Consider the following 20,895-nt stretch of genomic DNA (forward strand, 5'->3'; position numbering starts at 1 on the left):
GCGGTGAACCCTTCGGGTCAGGTGGTTGAGGCCGTACGTCGCTGGACGAGCACCGCGGCGACGATGATCGCGCCCTTGGCGATCTGCTGGACTGCGGTCTCCAGGTTGTTGAGCGCGAAGATGTTCTGGATCGTGATGAAGATCAGTACGCCGAGCACGGAGCCGACGATGGTGCCCCGGCCGCCGCTGAGCAGGGTGCCGCCGATGATCGCGGCGGCGATGGCGTCGAGCTCGTAGAGGTTGCCGTTGGTGTTCTGGCCGGACCCGGAGAGGACGATGAGGAGGAAGGCCGCGATGCCGCAGCAGAGGCCGGAGAGCAGGTAGAGGTAGAGCCGCTGCCTGCGTACGTCGATGCCGGCGAGCCGTGCCGCTTCCGCGTTGCCGCCGACGGCGACCGAGCGGCGCCCGAAGGTGGTGCGGTTCAGGAGCAGCCAGCCGACGACGGTGACGGCCGCGAAGACCAGCACGAGCGGCGGGATGCCGAGGACGTAGGAGTCGCGTTCGCCCAGCTTCAGCACGCTGTCGACGGTGACCATCTGGGTCTTGCCGTCGGTGATCTCGAGCGCGAGGCCCCGTCCCGAGGCCAGCATCGCGAGCGTCGCGATGAACGGCACCATCCCGCCGTACGCGATGAGCATGCCGTTCACGAGGCCGCAGGCCATACCGACGATCACCGCGGTGAACAGGATGCCGGCGAAGCCGTACTCCTGGGTGGCGACCGTCGTCGCCCACACGGAGGCGAGGGCGACGATCGCGCCGACGGACAGGTCGATTCCGCCGGAGATGATCACGAACGTCATCCCGACCGTGACGACACCGATGACGGACGCCTGGGTGAGGATCAGCTGGACGTTGTCGGTGTCCAGGAACGAGTCGGGCTGGGTGATGCCGCCGATCAGGATCAGGACGGCGAGCACACCGAGCAGGGACAGCGTCCGCACGTCGGCACGTGCGGTGAGTGTCCGCAACGGGCTTGCGCCGTCCGCCGGTTGACTCTTCGATGCGGCGGGCCGTGGCGGCGATGCGGGCTGCGTCATGACGCCGGGCTCCCTTCGAGTACGAGGTCGAGTACGCGGTGTTCGTCGAGGTCACGGGCGGGCGCCGTATGGACGACGCAGCCCTCGCGAAGGACCAGGACACGGTCGGCGAGGCCCAGGACTTCGGGCACTTCGCTGGAGACGAGCAGGACGGCGAGGCCGTCGTCGGCGAGCCTGCGGATCACGGCGTACAGCTCGGCGCGGGCGCCGATGTCCACGCCGCGGGTCGGCTCGTCGAGCAGCAGGACGCGGCAGCCGCGGAGCAGCCAGCGGGCCAGGACGGCCTTCTGCTGGTTGCCGCCGGAGAGCGTGCGCACGGGAGCGGTGGGGTTGTCGGGGCGCAGCGACAGCTCGCGGGTCGCGGTCTGCGCGGCCTTCCTCTCGGCGCCGCGGTCGAGCCAACCGCCGCGCGAGAAACGGGACATGGAGGAGACGGACACGTTGTTGGTGACGGACTCCAGCATCAGCAGGGCCTGCGCCTTGCGCTCCTCGGGGGCGAGCCCGAGGCCGGCGCGGACGGCGGCACGCACACTGCCGGGCTTCAACACCTGGCCGCCCACGCTGACTTGGCCTGCGGACGGCTTGCGCGCGCCGTAGATCGTCTCCAGGATCTCGGAGCGCCCGGAGCCGACGAGGCCGGCCAGGCCGACGATCTCGCCGGGGCGCAGGTCGAGGTCGAGGGACTCGAACTCGCCGTCGCGGGCGAGGCCCCGGACTGTCAACACCGGTTCGGCGACAGGTGGTTCGACGGGCCGGTCGGGGAAGACGTACTCGACGTTTCGGCCCGTCATCATGGCGACGACCTCGCGGGTCGGGGTCTCCTTCGCGGGGAGTCCGCCCGCCACCGCGCGGCCGTCCTTGAGGACGGTGACGCGGTCGCCGATGCGGCGGATCTCCTCGAGGCGGTGGGAGATGTAGACGACGGCGACGCCGTCCGCGGTGAGGTCGCCGACGATGCGGAAGAGGTTGTCGACCTCGTCCGGGTCGAGGGCGGCGGACGGCTCGTCCATGACGATCAGGCGCACTTCGTGGGAGAGCGCGCGGGCCATGGAAACGATCTGCTGCTGGGCGGCGGAGAGCTCACCGACGAGCGCCCCCGGATCGATCTCGGCATGCCCAAGTCGCTTGAGGAGAGCGCCAGTTGAGGCCCTCGCGTCCTTGCCGCGCACCACGAAACCCGCCGCCGTCGGCTCGTGCCCGAGGTGGACGTTCTCGGCGACCGACAGGCCCTCCACCAGGTCGAGCTCCTGGTAGATGGTGGCGATGCCCAGACGCATGGCGGCGATCGGCGACTTGAGCGCGGTGCGCTCGCCGCGCCAGGTGATCTCGCCGTCGTCGGGCTGGTGGGCCCCCGCGAGGACCTTGATGAGCGTGGACTTCCCGGCGCCGTTCTGGCCGAGGAGGCAGTGCACCTCGCCGGCCTGGACCTGGAGGTCGACGCCGTCGAGGGCCCGGACGCCGGGGAACGACTTGGTGATGCCGGACATGGTGAGCAGCGGTGGTTCTGGTGCCATGACGGTTCCCTTGGGGCGGGTGCGGCCGACGATTTCGGGCAGGGCAGAGCAGGGCGCTGTGCTGGGTGGGGTGTTGGTGACGTGGAGGTAAGGGGTGGGCCGGTTCGAGCGGGTGCCTACGGACCGGCCGTCAGGCCGGCGAGAACAGGTGGTCGCTGATGAGCCGGGCGCCGCCGATGACTCCGGCGGTCGGCCCCAACTCCCCCAGGACGATGGGGAGGTTGCCGGTCGCCAGGGGGAGCGACTGGCGGTAGACCTGGGTGCGGATGGCGGCGAGCAGCGTGTGGCCGAGGCCGGTCACACCGCCGCCGATCACCACGAGGCCCGGGTTGAAGAAGCTGACCAGGCCCGCGATGACCTGCCCGGTGCGGTTGCCGCCCGCGCGGATGAGGTCGAGTGCGGTGGCGTCACCGGCGGCGGCCGCCGCGGAGACGTCGATCGCGCTGAGCTTCCCGGCGGCTTCCAGGCGGGTCGCGAGCTCCTGGGAGAGCCCTTGACTCGCGGCGTCCTCCGCGTCGCGGGCCAGTGCCGCGCCGCTGAAGTACGCCTCCAGGCAGCCCTTGTTCCCGCAGGCACAGGGCCGCCCGTCCGGCTCGACCTGGATGTGGCCGATGTCGCCCGCGCTGCCGGTCACCCCTCGGTAGACCTCGCTGCCGACGACGATCCCGCAGCCGATGCCGGTGCCGATCTTGACGCAGAGGAAGTCGCCCACGGAGCGTGCGACGCCCGCGTGCTGCTCCCCCATCGCCATCAGGTTCACGTCGTTGTCGACCATGACGGGACAGCCCAGGTCCTGACTGATGGCCTCCCGTACGGGAAAGCCGTCCCACCCCGGCATGATCGGCGGGGCGACCGGGACACCTTCGGGGAAGCGGACGGGACCCGGGACGCCGATCCCGGCGCCGTCGAATCCTTCCGCGAGCCCGGAGGCCTTCAACTTGGCCGCCATGGCCAGGACTTGCTCGAAGACGGCAACGGGGCCTTCGCGCACGTCCATGGGCTGGTTGATGTGGCCGAGGACCTCCAGCTCGGCATTGGTCACCGCTACGTCGACCGAGGTCGCACCGATGTCCACGCCGAGGAAGCGGAGGGCGGGGGCCAGGCGGATGTTGTGGGAGCGGCGGCCGCCGCGCGAGGCGGCGAGTCCGTCGGCGACCACGAGTCCGGTCTCCAGGAGCCGGTCCACCTCGACGGCCAGCTTCGACCGCGAGAGGTCGACCTGATCGCCCAGCTGGGCACGGGAGTTGGGCCCTCCGTCACGCAGCAGCCGCAGCAGTCGCGCCTGGTGCGCATTGGCGGGTCGAGCCGTCATACGTCTCACGCGCCCCTCCCCGCCTCATCGGGCAACTCATGTCAGCACGCCCGGCTTTCGTTCTTCTCGCCGGGCTTTCGAGGGGAACGTAGCAGCGCCTGCCGGGAGTGGGAAGAAGTTGCGCACGAATTACCCATGACTTTCTCCAGTCACAGGACAAAGGGGCGGACAGACGTGTCCCACGCATGACACCGGCCTGCCCGCGTACAGCGGGCAGGCCGGTGGGGCACAGGCGGTTATCGCGCCCCGGAGGAGTCGACCCGTCAGGCGTCGCGGTCGCGGCGGTGGTACGTCTCGCGGGTGTGTTCCGTGTGCGCGCGCATGATCTCCGTGGCCCGGCCCTCGTCGCGCTCGGCGATGGCCGCGATCAGCCGGCGGTGCTCGATCCAGGACTGCTTGCCGCGCTGACGGGCCACCGGCGTGTAGTACCAGCGCACGCGGCGGTCCACCTGACCGGCGAGTTCGGCGAGGACCACATTGCCGGCGAGCTCCATGACCTTGGCGTGGAAGGCCGCGTTCGTGGCCACCACCAGGTCCACCTCGCCGTCGGCGACGGCCTTCTCACCCTTGTCGCACAGCTCTTCCAGGGCGGTGATCCCCGCGGTGCCGGTGTTGGCGGCGGCGAGCCGGGCCGCCTCCGCCTCCAGGAGCGTGCGGACCGTGAGCAGCTGGTCCGCCTCCTCCTCGGTGGGCTCGTGCACGAACGCGCCCTGGGCGGGCCGCAGATCGACCCAGCCCTCGGTGTTGAGCCGCTGCAGCGCCTCGCGCACGGGCTGCCGCGACACCCCGAGGTGCCCGGCCAGTTCGCTCTCCACGAGGTGCTGGCCCGGCTGGAGCGCGCGGGTGGTGATGAGTTCGAGCAGCGCCTCGTAGACCCGCTCCCGGAGCGGACCGGGGCGTTCCAGCTTGGGCACCGCCCCCTGCGGCAGTCCTGTGGACAACATCGCGGTCCCCTCCTCGACGATTGCCTTTTGTCTACAGTCTACTGAGCACAATGGCCAGCACCAGGGGGAGTCGCGCCGGTCACACGGGGCGGGCCCGCTACGGGCAGCGGATGACCTGGCCCGCGTACGACAGGTTCCCGCCGAAGCCGAACAGCAGCACCGGGTCCCCGTGGTTGATCTCGCCGCGCTCCACCAGCTTGGACAGGGCGAGCGGGATGCTGCCCGCCGAGGTGTTGCCGGAGTTCACGACGTCACGGGCGACGACCGCGTTGACCGCGCCGATCCGCTCGGCGAGCGGCTCGATGATGCGCAGGTTGGCCTGGTGCAGGACGACCGCCGCCAGGTCGGCCGGGGTGAGCCCGGCCCGCTCGCAGGCCTTGCGGGCGAGCGGCGGCAGCTGCGTCGTCGCCCAGCGGTAGACGCTCTGGCCCTCCTGCGCGAACCGCGGGGGCGTGCCCTCGATCCGCACGGCGTTGCCCATCTCGGGCACCGAGCCCCAGAGCACGGGACCGATGCCGGGCTCCTCGCCGGGGCCGCACGCCTCGACGACGGCCGCGCCCGCGCCGTCCCCGACCAGGACGCACGTGGTGCGGTCCGTCCAGTCGGCCACCTCGGACATCTTGTCCGCGCCGATCACCAGGGCGCGGGTGGCGCCCCCGGCCCGCACGGCGTGGTCGGCCGTGGCGAGCGCGTGCGTGAAGCCCGCGCAGACCACGTTGATGTCCATGGCGGCCGGCGAGGGGATGCCGAGGCGGGCCGCCACCCGCGCCGCCATGTTCGGCGAGCGGTCGATCGCCGTGGAGGTGGCGACCAGGACCAGGTCGATGGCGTCGGGCGCGAGGCCCGCCGCGGCGACGGCCTTGGCACCGGCGTGCGCGGCGAGCTCGTCGACCGGCTCGTCGGGTCCCGCGATGTGCCGGGTGCGGATGCCCACGCGGGAGCGGATCCACTCGTCGCTGGTGTCGACCAGGCCCGCCAGGTCCTCGTTGGTGAGGATCTTGGCGGGCTGGTAGTGGCCGACGGCGGCGATGCGTGAGCCGTGCATGAACGGGTCCCCCTTGTTGCCGGAGATGCGGGACCGTCCAGTCTGCTCAGCGACTCACCAGTAACAGGACGCGTAAAGCGACAGGAATCGGGCGATGGGTTTGGCGACTTCTCATCATCACGTCACCCGGTGAAGAGCTGGGTGGCCTTGTGTACGAGCTCATACACCCCATATGCGAGCGGAACCCCCACCCAGACCCAGGCGGCGACGATCAGCGCCCGTCGGCGGGGCGGATCACTTGGCGGCGTGCTGGTCGGTGCCGTCATGGGCTGCCTCCCTCGGGGCGGGGATGTGGTGGCGGGCGTGGACAGGGCGTACGAACTCGTTCGCCACGAAGCCGATGACCAGGAGCCCGATCATGATCGTGAGGGAGAGGCCGTAGAGCCCCGCCCCGCTCTTGCCCGCCTCTTCCTGGCGGTCGGCGACCCAGTTGACGATCAGCGGGCCGAGCACGCCCGCCGTCGACCAGGCCGTGAGGAGACGGCCGTGGATCGCGCCGACCTGATAGGTCCCGAACAGGTCCTTCAGATACGCGGGGACCGTCGCGAAGCCGCCTCCGTAGAAGGAGAGGATCACCAGGGCGCAGACGACGAAGAGCGGCTTCGACTCGTCCCCGAAGAGGACGATCAGGAGATACATCAGTGCGCCGACGCCCAGGTAGACGCGGTAGACGTTCTTGCGGCCGATCAGGTCGGACGTCGACGACCAGCCGATGCGTCCGGCCATGTTCGCCGCGGAGAGCAGGGCGACGAAGCCCGCCGCGGCGGCGGCCGACACCGGCGTAGAGGTGTCGGCGAAGAAGTCGGTGATCATCGGCGCCGCCTTCTCCAGGATGCCGATGCCCGCGGTCACGTTCATGCAGAGCACGATCCACAGGCACCAGAACTGGGGTGTCCGTACGGCCGCCCGCGCGGACACCTGCGGCCCGTCGAGCACACCGGGAGCACCGGGCGCCCGCGCCCCCTCCGTGCGCGGCACCCGCACCAGGAACACGCCGAGCGCCATGAAGACGGCGTACGTGAGGCCGTGCACCAGGAAGGCGAGCGCGATGCCGTCGTTGTCCGAGCCGAAGGAGTCCAGCATCTGCGCGGACCACGGGGACGCGATGAGCGCGCCGCCGCCGAAGCCCATGATCGCGATGCCGGTCGCCATGCCGGGGCGGTCCGGGAACCACTTGATCAGGGTCGACACGGGCGAGATGTAGCCGATGCCGAGGCCGATGCCGCCGACGAAGCCGTAGCCGAAGACGATCAGCCAGTACTGGCTGATCGCCGCGCCGAGGGCCGCGATCAGGAAGCCGGAGGAGAAGCAGACGAGGGCGACCGTCATCGCCCAGCGCGGGCCGTTGCGCTCGACGAGCGTGCCGCCGAAGGCCGCCGAGAGGCCGAGCATCACGATGCCGAGCTGGAAGGGGAGCGCACTCTGGGTGCCGCTGAGGTCGAGGGCTGATTCCAGTGGGGGTTTGAAGACGCTCCAGGCGTAGGCCTGGCCGATGGAGAGGTGTACGGACAGTGCGGCGGGCGGTACGAGCCAGCGGCTCCATCCCGGGGGTGCGACGGGGGGCCTCATGATCCCGAACAGTAGGAACCCGGGTGGGGAGTTGGGAAGAGGCAAACACGATTCCGTCGACGGTATGCAATGTGCCGCGCGACCCCTTGCTGGCCCAACTTCCATACTGTAGACAATATTCCATCGACAGTTGTGGCATGCGATGTACGTCCGTCGAGAGCGTGCGCTGTCGATCCTGAGCCTTCTTCGGATCCCTCAACCGAACGGAGCGCGCCACCGTGAAAGTCGCAGTCCTCGGCGCCGGTGCGATCGGCGCCTACGTCGGAGCCGCGCTGCACCGCGCCGGTGCCGACGTCCATCTCGTCGCCCGTGGACCGCATCTGGCGGCCATGAGGCAGCACGGAGTACGTGTCCACAGCCCGCGCGGCGACTTCACCGCACGGGCCCACGCCACCGACGACCCGGCCGACATCGGCCCCGTCGACTATGTCTTCCTGGGCCTGAAGGCCAACTCGTACGCGGCGTGCGGGCCGCTGATCGAGCCGCTCCTGCACGACGATACGGCGGTCATAGCCGCCCAGAACGGCATCCCCTGGTGGTACTTCCACCGGCACGGCGGCCCGCACGACGGCCACCGCGTCAGCAGCGTGGACCCCGACGGCGCGGTCAGTGCGGTGATCGCGCCCGAGCGGGCCATCGGGTGTGTGGTGTACGCGGCGACCGAGCTCGAAGGGCCCGGCGTGGTACGGCACTTGGAAGGCACGCGGTTCTCCGTCGGGGAGCCGGACCGCTCGCGCTCCGAGCGCTGTCTCGCCTTCAGCGAGGCGATGCAAGCGGGCGGCCTCAAGTGCCCCGTCGAGCCCGAACTGCGCGGCGACATCTGGATCAAGCTGCTCGGCAACATCTCCTTCAACCCGATCAGCGCGCTCTCCCGCGCGACCATGCGCGAGATGTGTCTGCACGGCGGCACCCGCCGCGTCATCGAGATCATGATGAACGAGACGCTCGCTGTCGCCGCGGCACTCGGCTGCCGCCCGGACATCTCCGTGGAGCGGCGCCTGGCGGGCGCCGAGCGCGTCGGCGACCACCGCACCTCCACGCTCCAGGACCTGGAACGCGGCAAACCCCTTGAACTCGACGTGCTGCTCGCGGCCGTCGTGGAGCTCGCGGAGATCACCGGGGTCCCGGTGCCGACGCTCCGAACCGTCCACGCCATCTCGGATCTGCTGGCCGACCGCATGAGGAGCGCGGCATGAGCGAGAACACATGGAGCGCGCCATGAGCAGGAAACGGGACCGGGTGCCCACCACGTACACCCGGCTCACCCACCCCCTCGTACGCGACTCGCGCGACGAGCCGTTCCGCCGCGCCACCTGGGACGAGGCGCTTGCCAGGACAGCGGAAGGGCTACGGGCCGCGCGCGGCGCGTTCGGGATGTTCTCCTGCGCCCGCGCGACCAACGAAATGAACTACGTGGCACAGAAGTTCGCCCGCGTGGTGATGGGAACCAACAACGTCGACTCCTGCAACCGCACCTGCCACGCCCCGAGCGTCGCGGGCCTCTCCGCGGCCTTCGGGTCGGGCGGCGGCACGTCTTCGTACGAAGAGGTCGAGCACACCGACCTGATCGTGATGTGGGGTTCCAACGCCCGCTTCGCGCACCCGATCTTCTTCCAGCACGTCCTGCGGGGGATCAGGAACGGCGCCCGGATGTACGCCGTCGACCCGCGCCGCACCAAGACCGCCGAGTGGGCGGAGAGCTGGCTCGGCCTGAACGTCGGCACGGACATCCCGATGGCGCACGCGATCGGCCGCGAGATCATCCACGCGGGCCTGGCCAACCGGGCGTTCATCGAACGGGCGACGTCCGGCTTCGAGGAGTACGCGGCCCTGGTCGAGCCCTGGACCCTCTCGCTCGCCGAGAAGGTGACGGGCGTGCCGGGCGCCGCCATCAAGGAGTTGGCGCACGCCTACGCGCGAGCCGAGCGGGCGCAACTGTGCTGGACCCTCGGCATCACCGAGCACCACAACGGCACCGACAACGTCCGCGCCCTGATCAACCTCTCGCTCCTGACCGGCCACGTGGGGCGCTACGGCTCGGGCCTGCAGCCCCTGCGCGGGCAGAACAACGTGCAGGGCGGCGGCGACATGGGCGCGATCCCCAACCGCCTCCCGGGCTTCCAGGACATCCTCGACCCTGACTCGCGGACGAAGTTCGAGACGGCCTGGGACACGGTCATCGAGCCGCGCTACGGGCTGAACCTGACCGAGATGTTCGAGGCGATGGAGGAGGGGTCGCTCAAGGCCGTCTACTGCATCGGCGAGAACCCCGCGCAGTCGGAGGCGGACAGCGAGCAGGCGATGCGGCGGATGCGGGCCCTGGACTTCTTCGTGGTCCAGGACATCTTCCTCACCAAGACCGCCGAGCTGGCCGACGTCGTCCTTCCCGCGACCGCCGCCTGGGCGGAGACCGACGGCACGACGACCAACAGCGAGCGGCGGGTCCAGCGGGTGCGCAAGGCCGTGCGGCCGCCCGGCGAGGCGCGCGAGGACATCGACATCCTCTGCGACCTCGCCGAACGGCTCGGCCACGACTGGAAGTACGCGGACGCGCAGGCGGTCTGGGACGAGCTGCGGTCGGTGTCGCCGGACCACTTCGGCATGACGTACGACCGCCTCGAATCCCTGCAGGGCATCCAGTGGCCCTGCCCTTCGGAGGAACGGGTCGAACCGACGTACCTGCACGGCCGGTTGTGGGAGGCGGACCCGGCGCGACGGGGTGTGCTCGCGCCCTTCGGGCTCGTCGCGCACGACCCGCCGGTCGACCTCACCGACGACTCCTTCCCGATCCGGCTGACGACGGGACGGCGGCTCGACTCCTACAACACCGGTGTGCAGAGCGGGAGTTTCGCCTCGCCGCTGCGGCGCGGCGAGTACGTCGAGCTGTGCCCGGAGGACGCGGAGCGGTACGGGGTCGTGGTCGGCGAGCACGTCCGCGTCTCGTCCCGGCGGGGCGCGGTGACGGCGCCCGTGTGGGTGGACCCCGGCCTTCGCCCCGGTCTGGCCTTCATGACCATGCACTTTCCCGACGAGGTCGACACCAACCAGCTCACGATCGAGGCCAATTGCCCGATCGCGGGCACGGCGGAGTTCAAGGCGTCGGCGATACGCATCGAGAAGCTGGCCGAGCCAGTTACGTGACGTGAGGTGAGGTGACGTATGGATCTGCACTTCGGTGACAGCAAACCGACGGACGAGGAGCGGGCGGCCGTCGACGCGGTGCTCGGGCCGCCGGAGTCCGCCTGGGAGGGCGCCGATGACCGCAGCGACGCGGATCTGCGGTGGGCCCGGGGCGGCCGTGCGGCGCGGGAGCGGCGGGATGAGCTGTTGCCGGGGTTGCACGCGCTCAACGATCGCGTGGGGTGGGTGAGCGAGGGGGGCCTGGACTACCTCTGCCGGCGTCTGACGGTACCGCCGGCGGAGGGGTATGGGGTGGCCACGTTCTACTCCATGCTTTCGGTGCGGCCGCGTCCGGCGACGGTGGTGCGGGTGTGCACGGATCTTGCTTGTGGGGGTGGGGCGTCGCTCTGCGGGGAGGTGGAGGCTCGGCTGGGCCCCGCGTCCGGGGTGGCCGTGGAGGCCTCGCCCTGCCTGGGGTTGTGTGAGAGGGCTCCGGCTGCGTTGGTGGTGCGGGCGGGGCCTCCGGCGGTTCTTTCCCCAATCCCGCCCCTTCCCGAAAATTCCGGCTCCGCCGGCCGGGGTGACCGTCAATCACCGGCTCCGCCGAGTTCGTCCTCAAACGCCGGACGGGCTGAAACCCTCTCGCCCGGCCGTGATCTTTCAGCCCGTCCGGCGTTTGAGGACGAGCCGTCAAGGCGATCGGCGGTCACCCCAGGCCCCCGCGCCAGCGGGTTTTCGGGAAGGGGCGGGGTTGGGGAGAAGACGTATGTCACCGCAACCGTCGCCCCCGCCACACCCGAAACCCTCACCCAAGCCGCCCTCACCCCCGAATCCGCCCCCACCGAGCCCCCCGCGGCCCTGGCCGTCCCCCAGGCAGGCCAGGACGGGCTGATCCTGCTCAAGCGCATCGGCGCCGTGGACCCCACCTCCCTCGACGACTACCGCGCCCACGGCGGCTACACAGCCCTCCGCACCGCCTTCACCATCGGCCCCGCCGAAGTCATCCGCGAGGTCACGGACTCCGGCCTCCTCGGCCGAGGCGGCGCCGCCTTCCCCACGGGGAGGAAGTGGCAGGCCACCGCGGCCCAGCCGGACCACCCCCACTATCTCGTCTGCAACGCGGACGAATCGGAGCCCGGCACCTTCAAGGACCGGGTGATCATGGAGGGCGACCCGTACGCGCTCATCGAGGCGATGACCATCGCGGGGTACGCGACGGGCGCCCACCTCGGCTACCTCTATCTCCGCGGCGAGTACCCCCGCGCGCTCCAGAGGCTGGAGCACGCCCTCACGCAGGCCCGCGCCCGCGGCTTCCTCGGGGACGACGTCCTCGGGCAGGGGTACGCCTTCGACATCGAGATACGCCGGGGCGCCGGCGCCTACATCTGCGGGGAGGAGACCGCCCTCTTCAACTCCATCGAGGGGTACAGAGGAGAGCCGCGCTCCAAGCCGCCCTTCCCCGTGGAGAAGGGCCTCTTCGGCAAGCCCACCGCCGAGAACAACGTCGAGACCCTCGTCAACGTCCTCCCCATCCTCACCATGGGCGCGCAGGCCTACGCCGCCATCGGCACGGACAAGTCCACCGGGCCCAAGCTGTTCTGCGTCTCCGGCAGCGTCGAACACCCCGGCATCTACGAGCTGCCCTTCGGCGCCACCCTCGGCGAGCTCCTCACCCTCGCGGGCAAGCCGGACAACCTCCGCGCGGTCCTCCTGGGCGGCGCCGCCGGCGGCTTCGTACGGCCCGACGAGCTCGACATCCCGCTCACCTTCGAGGGGACGAGGGAGGCGGGCACCACCCTCGGCTCCGGCGTCGTCCTCGCCCTGGACGACACCGTGCCGCTCCCCCGCGTCCTGCTGCGCATCGCCGAGTTCTTCCGCGACGAGTCCTGCGGCCAGTGCGTGCCCTGCCGGGTCGGCACCGTCCGCCAGGAGGAGGCCCTGCACCGCATCGTCGAGCGGACGGGCGCGGATGCCGCCGCCGACATCGGCCTCCTGCGCGAGGTCGGCAGAACCATGCGGGACGCCTCCATCTGCGGGCTCGGCCAGACCGCCTGGAACGCCGTGGAATCCGCCATCGACCGCCTGGGGGCGTACAAGTGACCGCCGTACCGCTGGGAATCCCGCGCCGCCTCGTCGAGTTCACGCTTGACGGGCAGGACGCCAGAGTGCCCGAGGGGTCCACCATCCTGGACGCCTGCCGGGCCGCGGGCAAGGACGTCCCGACCCTCTGCGAGGGCGACACCCTGACCCCGAAGAACGCCTGCCGGGTGTGTGTCGTGGAGGTCGAGGGGGCCCGTACGCTCGCCCCGGCCTGCTCGCGCCGGGCCGAGCCGGGCATGACCGTCCTGACCGACACCGAGCGCACCCGCCACAGCCGGAAGGTGGTGCTCGAACTCCTCGCCTCGTCCGTCGACATGTCGACCACCCCGAAGGTCGCGGGTTGGCTCAAGGAGTACGAGGCCAAGCCCGACCGCTTCGGCCCGGACGCCGCCCGGGTCGACGAAGAACCCAGGGTCGACAACGACCTCTACGTCCGCGACTACGACAAGTGCATCCTCTGCTACAAGTGCGTCGACGCCTGCGGTGACCAGTGGCAGAACACGTTCGCCATCTCGGTGGTGGGCCGCGGCTTCGACGCCCGCATCGCCGTCGAGCACGACGGGCCGCTGACCGACTCCGCGTGTGTGTACTGCGGGAACTGCATCGAGGTCTGCCCGACCGGAGCGCTCAGCTTCAAGTCCGAGTTCGACATGCGGGCCGCCGGCACCTGGGACGAGGAGCGGCAGACCGAGACGACGACGGTGTGCGCGTACTGCGGAGTCGGCTGCAATCTGACCCTGCACGTGCAGGACAATGACATCGTGAAGGTCACCTCACCGCACGACAATCCGGTGACCCACGGCAACCTCTGCATCAAGGGCCGTTTCGGCTACCAGCACGTACAGAACCGGGACTGATCGACATGGGACGAGTCACGGAGCGCCGCCGCGTCATCCGCATCAGGGACGGGGCCGTCACCGAGCGGCCGGACACCTTGGTCGCGGAGGAACCGCTGGAGATCAGACTCAACGGAAAGCCCCTGGCCATCACCATGCGCACGCCGGGTGACGACTTCGCGCTCGCGGCGGGCTTCCTGGTGAGCGAGGGGGTGCTCGGCTCGGCGGACGAGCTTCAGTCGATCGTCTACTGCGCCGGGGCCACGGCGGACGGCGTGAACACGTACAACGTGGTCGACGTGAAGACGACTCCGGGGCTCGTCCTGCCCGACATCAATCTCGAGCGCAACGTCTACACCACCTCGTCCTGCGGCCTGTGCGGCAAGGCGAGCCTGGACGCGGTCCGTACGACGGCCCGGTTCCCGATCGCCGACACTCCCCCGGTCCACCTCGGCACCGACCTGCTCGCGGGCCTCCCCGACCGGCTGCGCGCGGCCCAGCGCGTCTTCGACCGGACCGGCGGCCTGCACGCGGCGGCGCTCTTCTCGGAGGACGGCGAGCTCCTCGACATACGGGAGGACGTGGGCCGGCACAACGCGGTCGACAAGCTCGTCGGGCGTGCACTTCAGGACGGCCGCCTGCCGCTGTCGCGCGCGGTTCTCCTGGTGTCGGGGCGCGCCTCGTTCGAGCTGGCGCAGAAGGCGGTGATGGCGGGCATTCCGGTGCTCGCCGCCGTCTCCGCGCCCTCGTCCCTCGCCGTCGACCTGGCCGCCGAGACGGGCCTGACCCTGGTCGGCTTCCTGCGCGGCTCCTCCATGAACGTGTACGCGGGCGAGCACCGGATCGCCGTGCGGGCCGCGGCCTCCCAGGGCTGACCGGCCGCTCCCCGCTGCACGGCGGCGGGACCCCGGCCGGCGGGGAGCGCCCCCTGCGCCGGCGGGGTCCCGGTCCCGCTCCCGCTGTTGCCCTGTTCGGGTTCTGGCCCCTGACCAGGCCGCGTCCATTCGTGCCACGCACGCTTCTTGTGGGGTGTCGAGCCGTCCAAGTAGCGTCTGAGGCGCGAACGTTGGACGTGGGATGTCAGGATGTCCAGTCACCTTGAAGGGTGGGCCGCGCCATGCCATCAGCTCTCCATGTACGCCTCAGATCCTTGCGCACGGCCACGGCCGCGCTGACCGTCGTCGCCGTCGGGGCGCTGCTGCCCGGTCCCGCGGCACAGGCGGCGCCGGACGACCGGGCGGCGGGGTTCGAGCAGCAGGTGCTCTTCAAGGCCGCGCAGGACCCCGGGTATGCCTGTTACCGCATTCCCGCCGTGGTGAAGACGGTCAAGGGCACGCTCCTCGCCTTCGCCGAAGGCCGGGTGAACGACTGCAGCGACGCGGGTGACATAGACATCGTCGTCAAGCGCTCGCACGACGGCGGCCGCACCTGGGGACCGCTCCAGGTCGTCAACGAAGGCGCCGGTGACACGCACGGGAACCCCGCCCCGATCGTCGACCGCAGGACCGGCCGCATCGTCCTCGCGGAGACGTACAACACGGGCCGCACGGACGGGCAGAACTGCGCCATACCGTGTGACCGCACCCCGCACCTGCAGTACAGCGACGACGACGGCCGCAGCTGGTCGGCGCCCCGTGACCTCAGCGACCAGATCCTGCCGAAGGACTGGAACTCCTGGTACGCGACCGGGCCCGTGCACGGCCTCCAGCTGACCCGCGGCCGGCACGCCGGACGGCTCGTCTTCACCGCCAACACCGAGACGTGGGACGGCAGTCGGATCTCCGCGAACCACGCGGCCCTGATCGTCAGCGACGACGGCGGCGACAACTGGCGGATCGGCGCCAAGGACTCGTACCCGATAGCGCAGGACGGCACGTTCCGGCAGAAGCCGTCGGAGATGACCGTCACGGAGCGCCCGGACGGGGCGCTCTACATCAGCGGGCGCGAGCAGGACGGCACCGACCTGGGGCATCGCACCCACACGATCAGCCGCGACGGGGGCGAGTCCTTCGTCGCGCCCTTCAAGGCCATCCCCGATCTGTACACGCCCCAAGTACAGGGCTCCACGCTCCAGTTCGGCAAGCGGATGCTCCTCGCCTGCCCCGGCGACCCCGACCGCCGCCGCACGATGCAGATCCGCTCGTCCTACGACGGCGGCCGTACCTGGGACAGCGTGGACCGCGGCACGACGGTCACCACGGACTGGTCCGGCTACTCGGACATGGTGCGGGCCGACGGCGAGCACGTGGGCCTCATGTACGAGGGTGGCGCGGTCGACGCCCGTGACGAGATCCGCTTCGCGCGCTTCACCGAGGACTGGCTGCAGCCGCGCAGGGGACCGGACCCCACGACCTCCGACCGCGCGCCGCACGCGAAGCCCGCTGCCGTGCTCGGTGGGGCGACCACCACTGAAGGGCGGTTCGGCGAGGCCATCACCTTCGACGGCCAGGACGACGCCGTACGCCTGCCCTTCCGCAGGCAACTCCCGCTCGGCGCGAAGGACTTCACCGCATCGATGTGGTTCCGCTACTCCGCCACCAGTGGTGAACAGCCGCTGCTCTGGATGGGCGGCATCGGCACCAACCAGCCGCAGGTGTGGCTGCGCGGCGAGCCCGCGAGCAACCGTGTCACGGGCCTGATCACCACACGTCAGGGCTCCGCTCCCCCGAGGTCCGCTTCCGTGCGCACCACGGGCGCCTACAACGACGGTCAGTGGCACCACATCGCCCTGCGGCGAGGCGGCGGGCAGCTCGCCCTTTCCGTCGACGGCACGCGGATCAGCACCGGGGACGTGCCGGGCACGGTCACCCGCACCTCCGGGTACGGGTTCCACGTCGGCCAGCGGGTCGACAGCCGGGCGCATTTCAACGGCTCCATCGACGAAGTGCGCGTGTACGACCGTGCCTTGAGCGATACCGAGCTGGCCTCGCTCGGCGGGGACGGCGCGGCCAAGGCCCCTGTGACGAGGGACACCGTCGCATGGCTCCCCATGGACCACATCCGCGGGAGCAACTAACGTCCGGCACGTGTCCGCCGACCAAGGTCCACGCCGAGGCCGGGGCGCGCGCAGGACGTGGCTCGTCCTGCTGCTCGCCCTGGCCTGCGCGGCCGTGCTGCTCACCGCCCTCCCGGACGACGACCGGGAGGGCGGCGACGCATGCCGGGCACGCACCGTCTCGTCCTGGACCGCCGACGACAAGGTCACCGGCGCGTTCGCCCGCTACGGCGACGACACCGCGCGGGCGGACGACTGGACCGGCGGCGACGGCACGCATTCGGTGCGCCTGCCCGACGGGCGGCTGCTCTGGCTGTTCTCCGACACCTTCCTCGGCCAGGTGCACGCGCCCCCGAACCCCGCGGGCCAGCCGCACACCTGGCGTGACGCGAACACCCCCATGGTCCGCAACTCGGCTGTGGTGATGTCGCGTTCGGGCTCCCTGGAACGCACCCTGCCCGCCCCGCTCTTCGCCGACCCGGCCCCCCAGCAGTGGCGCTGGCCGGTCGCCGCGAAGGTGGAGCCCCGCACCCCCGGCTCGTCCGAGAAGGTCGTGCGCGTCCTGCTCTGGAGCCGCTCCGCCGGCACGGGCCCGTGGATCTACGGCGTGCCGAACGCCACCGAGGTCGCCACGCTCTCCCTGCCCGACCTGCGCGTCGAGGGCATCGTCAAGGTCTCCGACCAGAGTTCCGTGCCGGACCTCGACAAGCGTGTCCTGTACGGCACGACGACGGTGGACGACGGCGACTGGACGTACGTCTTCGGCGGCAACGACGGCAAGGCGGTCTCGCGCCCCGCCTCGCACGCCTACGTGGCACGCGTGCCCAAGGGCAGGCTGGCCGAGCCCGGCGCGTGGCGGTACTGGAACGGCAGGGACTGGACGGAGTCGGGGAAACCGCGGGCCGTGCTCGGTGACGGCGAGCGCAAGGGTGTGGGCAGCGCGTTCACCGTGGTGCGCGTGAAGGGGACGTACGTCCTGTTCACGATGGCCGCGGGGTCCGAGGGCCTGACCACCGTGACCTCCTACTGGGCGTGCTCGCCCACCGGCCCCTGGCACGGCCCCGCGAAGGGCTTCGCGCCGCCCCTGCCGAAGGACGGCGCGGCCCGGCAGGACACGGCCGCGTACAACCCCCAGGCCCACCCCGCGCTCAGCGGCGACGGGCGGCTGCTGCTCAGTTACGACGTCAACTGGCTGGACGCGGCGCCCGCAAGCGCGGCGGCCAACGTCAGCCGGAACGTGTCCCTGTACCGACCGCGGTTCGTGTCCGTTCGACTGGCGACGGCGCAGTGAGGAAGTCCTCGGGGTCCCGCGAGCGCCGCTTGGCGATCACCGCGCAGACCATCAGCTGCATCTGGTGGAAGAGCATCAGCGGCAGCACGGCGAGCGAGGCCTCGGCCCCGAACAGGACGCTCGCCATGGGCAGTCCGGCCGCGAGGGACTTCTTCGACCCGGCGAACTGAATGGCGATGCGGTCCCCGCGTCCGAAGCCCAGCTTCTTGGCCCCGTACCAGGTGAGGGCGAGCATCACGGCGAGGAGCACCGCCTCCACGCCGAGCAGCGCGCCGAGCCGCAGCGGCGTCACCTGGTGCCAGATGCCCTGCACCATGCCCTCGCTGAACGCGGTGTAGACGACGAGCAGGATCGAGCCGCGGTCGACGAGGCCGAGCACCTTCTTGTTCCGTGCGATGAACGCTCCGATCCACCGGCGCAGGAACTGACCGGCGAGGAACGGCACGAGGAGCTGCAGCACGATCTTCAGGACGGAGTCCGCGGAGAACCCGCCCCCGCTGTTGCCGAGCAGGGCGGCCGCGAGCAGCGGCGTGAGCACGATGCCGGCCAGCGAGGAGAAGGAGCCCGCGCAGATCGCCGCGGGGACGTTGCCGCGCGCCATGGAGGTGAAGGCGATCGACGACTGGATCGTCGAGGGCACGAGCGTCAGGAAGAGGAATCCGCTGTAGAGAGCGGGCGTCAGGACGTACGGGACGAGGCCCTTGGCCGCGAGCCCGAGCAGCGGGAAGACCAGGAACGTACAGGCCAGGACGGTGGTGTGCAGCCTCCAGTGCTTGAGCCCGTCGAGGGCCTCGCGGGTGGAGAGCCGCGCCCCGTAGAGGAAGAAGAGGAGCGCCACGGCCCCGGTCGACGCGCCGCCCGCGACATCGGCGCCCACACCGCGCGCGGGCAGCAGCGCGGCGATCCCTACTGTGCCGAGCAACGCCAGGATGTAGGGGTCGATCGGCATCCAGGTGGGCCAGCTCGGGCGTTTCACTTCGCTCCAACGGTTCGGTTCATGTCGTGCCCTCTCGATGATCCTCCTGATCACCGCGATCGGGAATCCCGGATACCGCTCTGACTGTCATCACGTTCCGCGATAGCCGCGTTAGCCTGGTGCCCATGTACGACCCCGCCCAGCTCCGTACGTTCCTCGCGGTGGCCCAGACGTTGAGCTTCACGCAGGCCGCCCGGCGCCTGGGGCTCCGCCAGTCCACGGTGAGCCAGCACGTGCGCCGCCTGGAGGACGCCACCGGGCGCCAGCTCTTCGCGCGCGACACGCACTCCGTGGAGCTGACCGAGGACGGCGAGGCCATGCTCGGCTTCGCGCGGCGGATCCTGGAGGTGCACGAGCAGGCGACGGCGTTCTTCACCGGTACGCGGCTCGGTGGCCGGCTGCGGTTCGGCGCGTCGGAGGACTTCGTCCTGACCCGGCTCACCGACATCCTGGAGTCGTTCCGGCACGATCACCCCGAGGTCGACCTGGAGCTGACGGTCGAACTGTCCGGCACGCTGCACGAGAGCCTCGACGCGGGCAGGCTCGACCTGGTCCTGGCCAAGCGGCGCCCGGAGGACCCGCGCGGCGAACTGGTGTGGCACGACGAGCTGGTCTGGATCGGCGCCGAGCGGCTGCGGCTCGACCCCGACAAGCCGGTGCCGCTCATCGTGTACCCGCCGCCGGGCATCAGCCGCGCCCTCGCCCTGGAGGCCCTGGAGCGGCGTGGCCGTGCCTGGCGGATCGCCTGTACGAGCGGCAGCCTGAACGGCCTCGTCGCCGCGGCCCGCGCGGGGCTCGGCGTGATGGCGCACTCGCACGGCCTGATCCCGCCCGGCCTGGTCCGGGTCCCGGAGCGGGCGGGCCTTCCGGAGCTGGGCGCGGTCGACTTCGTGCTCCTGCACGGGGAGCGGCGGGCCTCCGCGCAGGGCGCCGCGGACGCGCTCGCGGCGTCGATCCTCGCGGGCGGCGACCGCCTGCACCGGCGGCGTCAGCGCGGGCAGTGACGGTCAGCGGGGATGGGGCCGGTACGTGAGCTGCTTGACGCGGCGCATGAACGGCGCCGTCTCGACGTGCTGGACGCCCTCGAGCTGCCCCAGCTTCCCGCTCAGGTAGGTGTAGAGCGCCGGGATGTCACGGGCCACGGCCGTCGCCATGAGGTTGGAGGGCCCGGCCACGGCGGTGGCGTGGGCGATCTCGGCGTGGGAGGCGAGGGCCCTGCCGACCGAGTCCATGGCCCAGGGCGCCGTGGTGATCCAGAGCATCGCCCCGACGTTGACGCCGATGAGGGCATCGGCGTACTCGATGTCGATGTAGATCACGCCGGACGCGAGGAGCCCGGCGAGGCGGCGTTTGACCGCTGACTCCGAGCGTCCGGTGGCCTGCTGGAGCTCGGGGTAGGTCGCGCGGCCGTCCCGCTCCAGTACCGCGACCAGCGGTTCGTCCTCCGGCTCGATCCGCAGGGGTCCCTCCGCGCGGGCGGTCGGCGGGGGCGTCGCGGGACGCAACGCGGCGACCTGCTCCTCGCTGAGCGGCCCGTGCTTGATGAGCCAGCCGTCCGGGCCGCCGAAGAAGCGGTGCAGCATCTGCTGCGCGCGGATGTCGACGATGTGCGGGGTGCGCGGGAGTTTGCCGAGCAGCAGTTCGTCCTGGTCGGAGCGGGTGCGGGGACGGGTGCAGCAGACGACCTCGGTGCCGCCGGACGTCAGGCCGATCCAGGAGGTGTCGGGGCGGCGGGCCAGCGCGGCGGCGATGGCCTCGGCTCCGTCGGGGGCGCAGCGCAGCCGCAGCATCCACTGGCCCTGGCCGAGCCGCTCGTGATCCCGCACGGCGACGACCCGCAGGCCACCGCCGGCCACGAGCCTGCGGTAGCGGCGGGCGACGGTCTGGTCGGAGACCCCGAGGACGGCGGCGATCTTGCTGAACGGCGCGCGCCCGTCGAGCTCAAGAGCCTGCAGGAGCTTGACGTCGAACGGGTCCGGCGCGTCCGATGTGGCGGATTCCATCGCTGCACTGTCCTTCGGTGTCGGATTCCTTCGGTCTCACACGGCTGATGACCGGGATCGTCCGATCGGGCTCCATCGTACGGGGAGCGCACACGCGTCGTAAAAGCCGTGCAAGACGAACAACGTGCGCGACGAACAAGTCGCCCGAGGGGA

General features: G+C 71.0%; 16 protein-coding genes. 8 read left to right on the forward strand and 8 right to left on the reverse strand.

The genetic code is table 11. The annotated features are described in order from the left end of the window. Positions 1-17 precede the first annotated feature (17 nt). From AB0M70_RS03960 to AB0M70_RS03985, 6 genes are all read right to left on the reverse strand, one after another. On the reverse strand, positions 18-1,037 hold the full coding sequence (locus AB0M70_RS03960) for an ABC transporter permease (protein ID WP_365816001.1): 1,020 nt from the start codon (positions 1,035-1,037) through the stop codon (positions 18-20). Further along, the gene (locus tag AB0M70_RS03965) at positions 1,034-2,551 is read right to left on the reverse strand and encodes a sugar ABC transporter ATP-binding protein (protein WP_365816003.1); all 1,518 of its coding nucleotides are present in this window, start codon (positions 2,549-2,551) and stop codon (positions 1,034-1,036) included. Before AB0M70_RS03965 ends, AB0M70_RS03960 begins: the two co-directional genes overlap by 4 nt. A 130-nt stretch (positions 2,552-2,681) precedes the next feature. Then, positions 2,682-3,863: an ROK family transcriptional regulator gene (locus tag AB0M70_RS03970; RefSeq protein WP_365816005.1), complete on the reverse strand. Its 1,182-nt coding sequence runs from the start codon at positions 3,861-3,863 to the stop codon at positions 2,682-2,684. A 263-nt stretch (positions 3,864-4,126) separates the two neighbouring features. Then, a complete protein-coding gene (locus tag AB0M70_RS03975) occupies positions 4,127-4,807 on the reverse strand; it encodes a GntR family transcriptional regulator (protein ID WP_365816007.1) in 681 nt (226 codons plus the stop codon). A 97-nt stretch (positions 4,808-4,904) separates the two neighbouring features. Beyond that, a complete protein-coding gene (locus AB0M70_RS03980; protein WP_365816009.1) occupies positions 4,905-5,852 on the reverse strand; it encodes a beta-ketoacyl-ACP synthase III in 948 nt (315 codons plus the stop codon). A gap of 234 nt (positions 5,853-6,086) precedes the next feature. Then, the gene (locus AB0M70_RS03985) at positions 6,087-7,421 is read right to left on the reverse strand and encodes an OFA family MFS transporter (RefSeq protein ID WP_365816011.1); all 1,335 of its coding nucleotides are present in this window, start codon (positions 7,419-7,421) and stop codon (positions 6,087-6,089) included. Positions 7,422-7,639: 218 nt separating this feature from the next. Between AB0M70_RS03985 and AB0M70_RS03990 the strand changes: the two genes are divergently transcribed. From AB0M70_RS03990 to AB0M70_RS04020, 7 genes are all read left to right on the forward strand, one after another. Next, the gene (locus AB0M70_RS03990) at positions 7,640-8,617 is read left to right on the forward strand and encodes a 2-dehydropantoate 2-reductase (RefSeq protein ID WP_365816013.1); all 978 of its coding nucleotides are present in this window, start codon (positions 7,640-7,642) and stop codon (positions 8,615-8,617) included. Positions 8,618-8,639: 22 nt separating this feature from the next. Then, positions 8,640-10,562 carry a molybdopterin-dependent oxidoreductase gene (locus tag AB0M70_RS03995; RefSeq protein ID WP_365816015.1) on the forward strand — a complete coding sequence of 641 codons (1,923 nt, stop codon included), beginning with the start codon at positions 8,640-8,642 and terminating at the stop codon, positions 10,560-10,562. An 18-nt stretch (positions 10,563-10,580) separates the two neighbouring features. Further along, positions 10,581-12,641 (forward strand): NADH-ubiquinone oxidoreductase-F iron-sulfur binding region domain-containing protein, encoded by a 2,061-nt coding sequence (locus AB0M70_RS04000; RefSeq protein WP_365816017.1) that lies wholly within the window; start codon positions 10,581-10,583, stop codon positions 12,639-12,641. After that, positions 12,638-13,498, forward strand: coding sequence for a 2Fe-2S iron-sulfur cluster-binding protein (locus AB0M70_RS04005; RefSeq protein ID WP_365816019.1), 861 nt, complete (start codon positions 12,638-12,640; stop codon positions 13,496-13,498). The genes AB0M70_RS04000 and AB0M70_RS04005 overlap by 4 nt, the downstream gene beginning before the upstream one ends. A 5-nt stretch (positions 13,499-13,503) precedes the next feature. Beyond that, complete coding sequence (gene fdhD / locus AB0M70_RS04010; RefSeq protein WP_365816021.1) at positions 13,504-14,352, forward strand: formate dehydrogenase accessory sulfurtransferase FdhD; 849 nt, start codon at positions 13,504-13,506, stop codon at positions 14,350-14,352. Between the two features lie 242 nt (positions 14,353-14,594). Beyond that, the gene (locus AB0M70_RS04015; protein WP_365816023.1) at positions 14,595-16,493 is read left to right on the forward strand and encodes a sialidase family protein; all 1,899 of its coding nucleotides are present in this window, start codon (positions 14,595-14,597) and stop codon (positions 16,491-16,493) included. 10 nt (positions 16,494-16,503) lie between these two features. Continuing rightward, complete coding sequence (locus AB0M70_RS04020) at positions 16,504-17,763, forward strand: DUF4185 domain-containing protein (RefSeq protein WP_365816025.1); 1,260 nt, start codon at positions 16,504-16,506, stop codon at positions 17,761-17,763. On the opposite strand, the gene AB0M70_RS04025 is transcribed toward AB0M70_RS04020, so the two are convergent. Then, positions 17,699-18,712, reverse strand: a complete 1,014-nt coding sequence (locus AB0M70_RS04025) for a bile acid:sodium symporter family protein (protein WP_365816309.1) — start codon at positions 18,710-18,712, stop codon at positions 17,699-17,701. The two genes, AB0M70_RS04020 and AB0M70_RS04025, sit on opposite strands and share 65 nt — an antisense overlap. Before the next feature lie 152 nt (positions 18,713-18,864). Between AB0M70_RS04025 and AB0M70_RS04030 the strand changes: the two genes are divergently transcribed. Then, positions 18,865-19,743 carry a LysR substrate-binding domain-containing protein gene (locus AB0M70_RS04030; RefSeq protein ID WP_365816027.1) on the forward strand — a complete coding sequence of 293 codons (879 nt, stop codon included), beginning with the start codon at positions 18,865-18,867 and terminating at the stop codon, positions 19,741-19,743. A gap of 3 nt (positions 19,744-19,746) precedes the next feature. On the opposite strand, the gene AB0M70_RS04035 is transcribed toward AB0M70_RS04030, so the two are convergent. After that, positions 19,747-20,742 carry an AsnC family transcriptional regulator gene (locus tag AB0M70_RS04035; protein ID WP_365816029.1) on the reverse strand — a complete coding sequence of 332 codons (996 nt, stop codon included), beginning with the start codon at positions 20,740-20,742 and terminating at the stop codon, positions 19,747-19,749. Positions 20,743-20,895 lie beyond the last annotated feature (153 nt).

It is taken from the genome of Streptomyces sp. NPDC051214 (assembly GCF_040682375.1).
Taxonomy (GTDB): domain Bacteria; phylum Actinomycetota; class Actinomycetes; order Streptomycetales; family Streptomycetaceae; genus Streptomyces.

Excerpts from the sequence above, each read along its gene's own strand:
- AB0M70_RS03960 (WP_365816001.1), bottom strand. The coding sequence starts at position 1,037 with ATGACGCAGCCCGCATCGCCGCCACGGCCCGCCGCATCGAAGAGTCAA.
- AB0M70_RS03965 (WP_365816003.1), bottom strand. The coding sequence starts at position 2,551 with ATGGCACCAGAACCACCGCTGCTCACCATGTCCGGCATCACCAAGTCG.
- AB0M70_RS03970 (WP_365816005.1), bottom strand. The coding sequence starts at position 3,863 with ATGACGGCTCGACCCGCCAATGCGCACCAGGCGCGACTGCTGCGGCTG.
- AB0M70_RS03975 (WP_365816007.1), bottom strand. The coding sequence starts at position 4,807 with ATGTTGTCCACAGGACTGCCGCAGGGGGCGGTGCCCAAGCTGGAACGC.
- AB0M70_RS03980 (WP_365816009.1), bottom strand. The coding sequence starts at position 5,852 with ATGCACGGCTCACGCATCGCCGCCGTCGGCCACTACCAGCCCGCCAAG.
- AB0M70_RS03985 (WP_365816011.1), bottom strand. The coding sequence starts at position 7,421 with ATGAGGCCCCCCGTCGCACCCCCGGGATGGAGCCGCTGGCTCGTACCG.
- AB0M70_RS03995 (WP_365816015.1), top strand. The coding sequence starts at position 8,640 with ATGAGCAGGAAACGGGACCGGGTGCCCACCACGTACACCCGGCTCACC.
- AB0M70_RS04000 (WP_365816017.1), top strand. The coding sequence starts at position 10,581 with ATGGATCTGCACTTCGGTGACAGCAAACCGACGGACGAGGAGCGGGCG.
- fdhD (WP_365816021.1), top strand. The coding sequence starts at position 13,504 with ATGGGACGAGTCACGGAGCGCCGCCGCGTCATCCGCATCAGGGACGGG.
- AB0M70_RS04015 (WP_365816023.1), top strand. The coding sequence starts at position 14,595 with ATGCCATCAGCTCTCCATGTACGCCTCAGATCCTTGCGCACGGCCACG.
- AB0M70_RS04025 (WP_365816309.1), bottom strand. The coding sequence starts at position 18,712 with ATGCCGATCGACCCCTACATCCTGGCGTTGCTCGGCACAGTAGGGATC.
- AB0M70_RS04030 (WP_365816027.1), top strand. The coding sequence starts at position 18,865 with ATGTACGACCCCGCCCAGCTCCGTACGTTCCTCGCGGTGGCCCAGACG.
- AB0M70_RS04035 (WP_365816029.1), bottom strand. The coding sequence starts at position 20,742 with ATGGAATCCGCCACATCGGACGCGCCGGACCCGTTCGACGTCAAGCTC.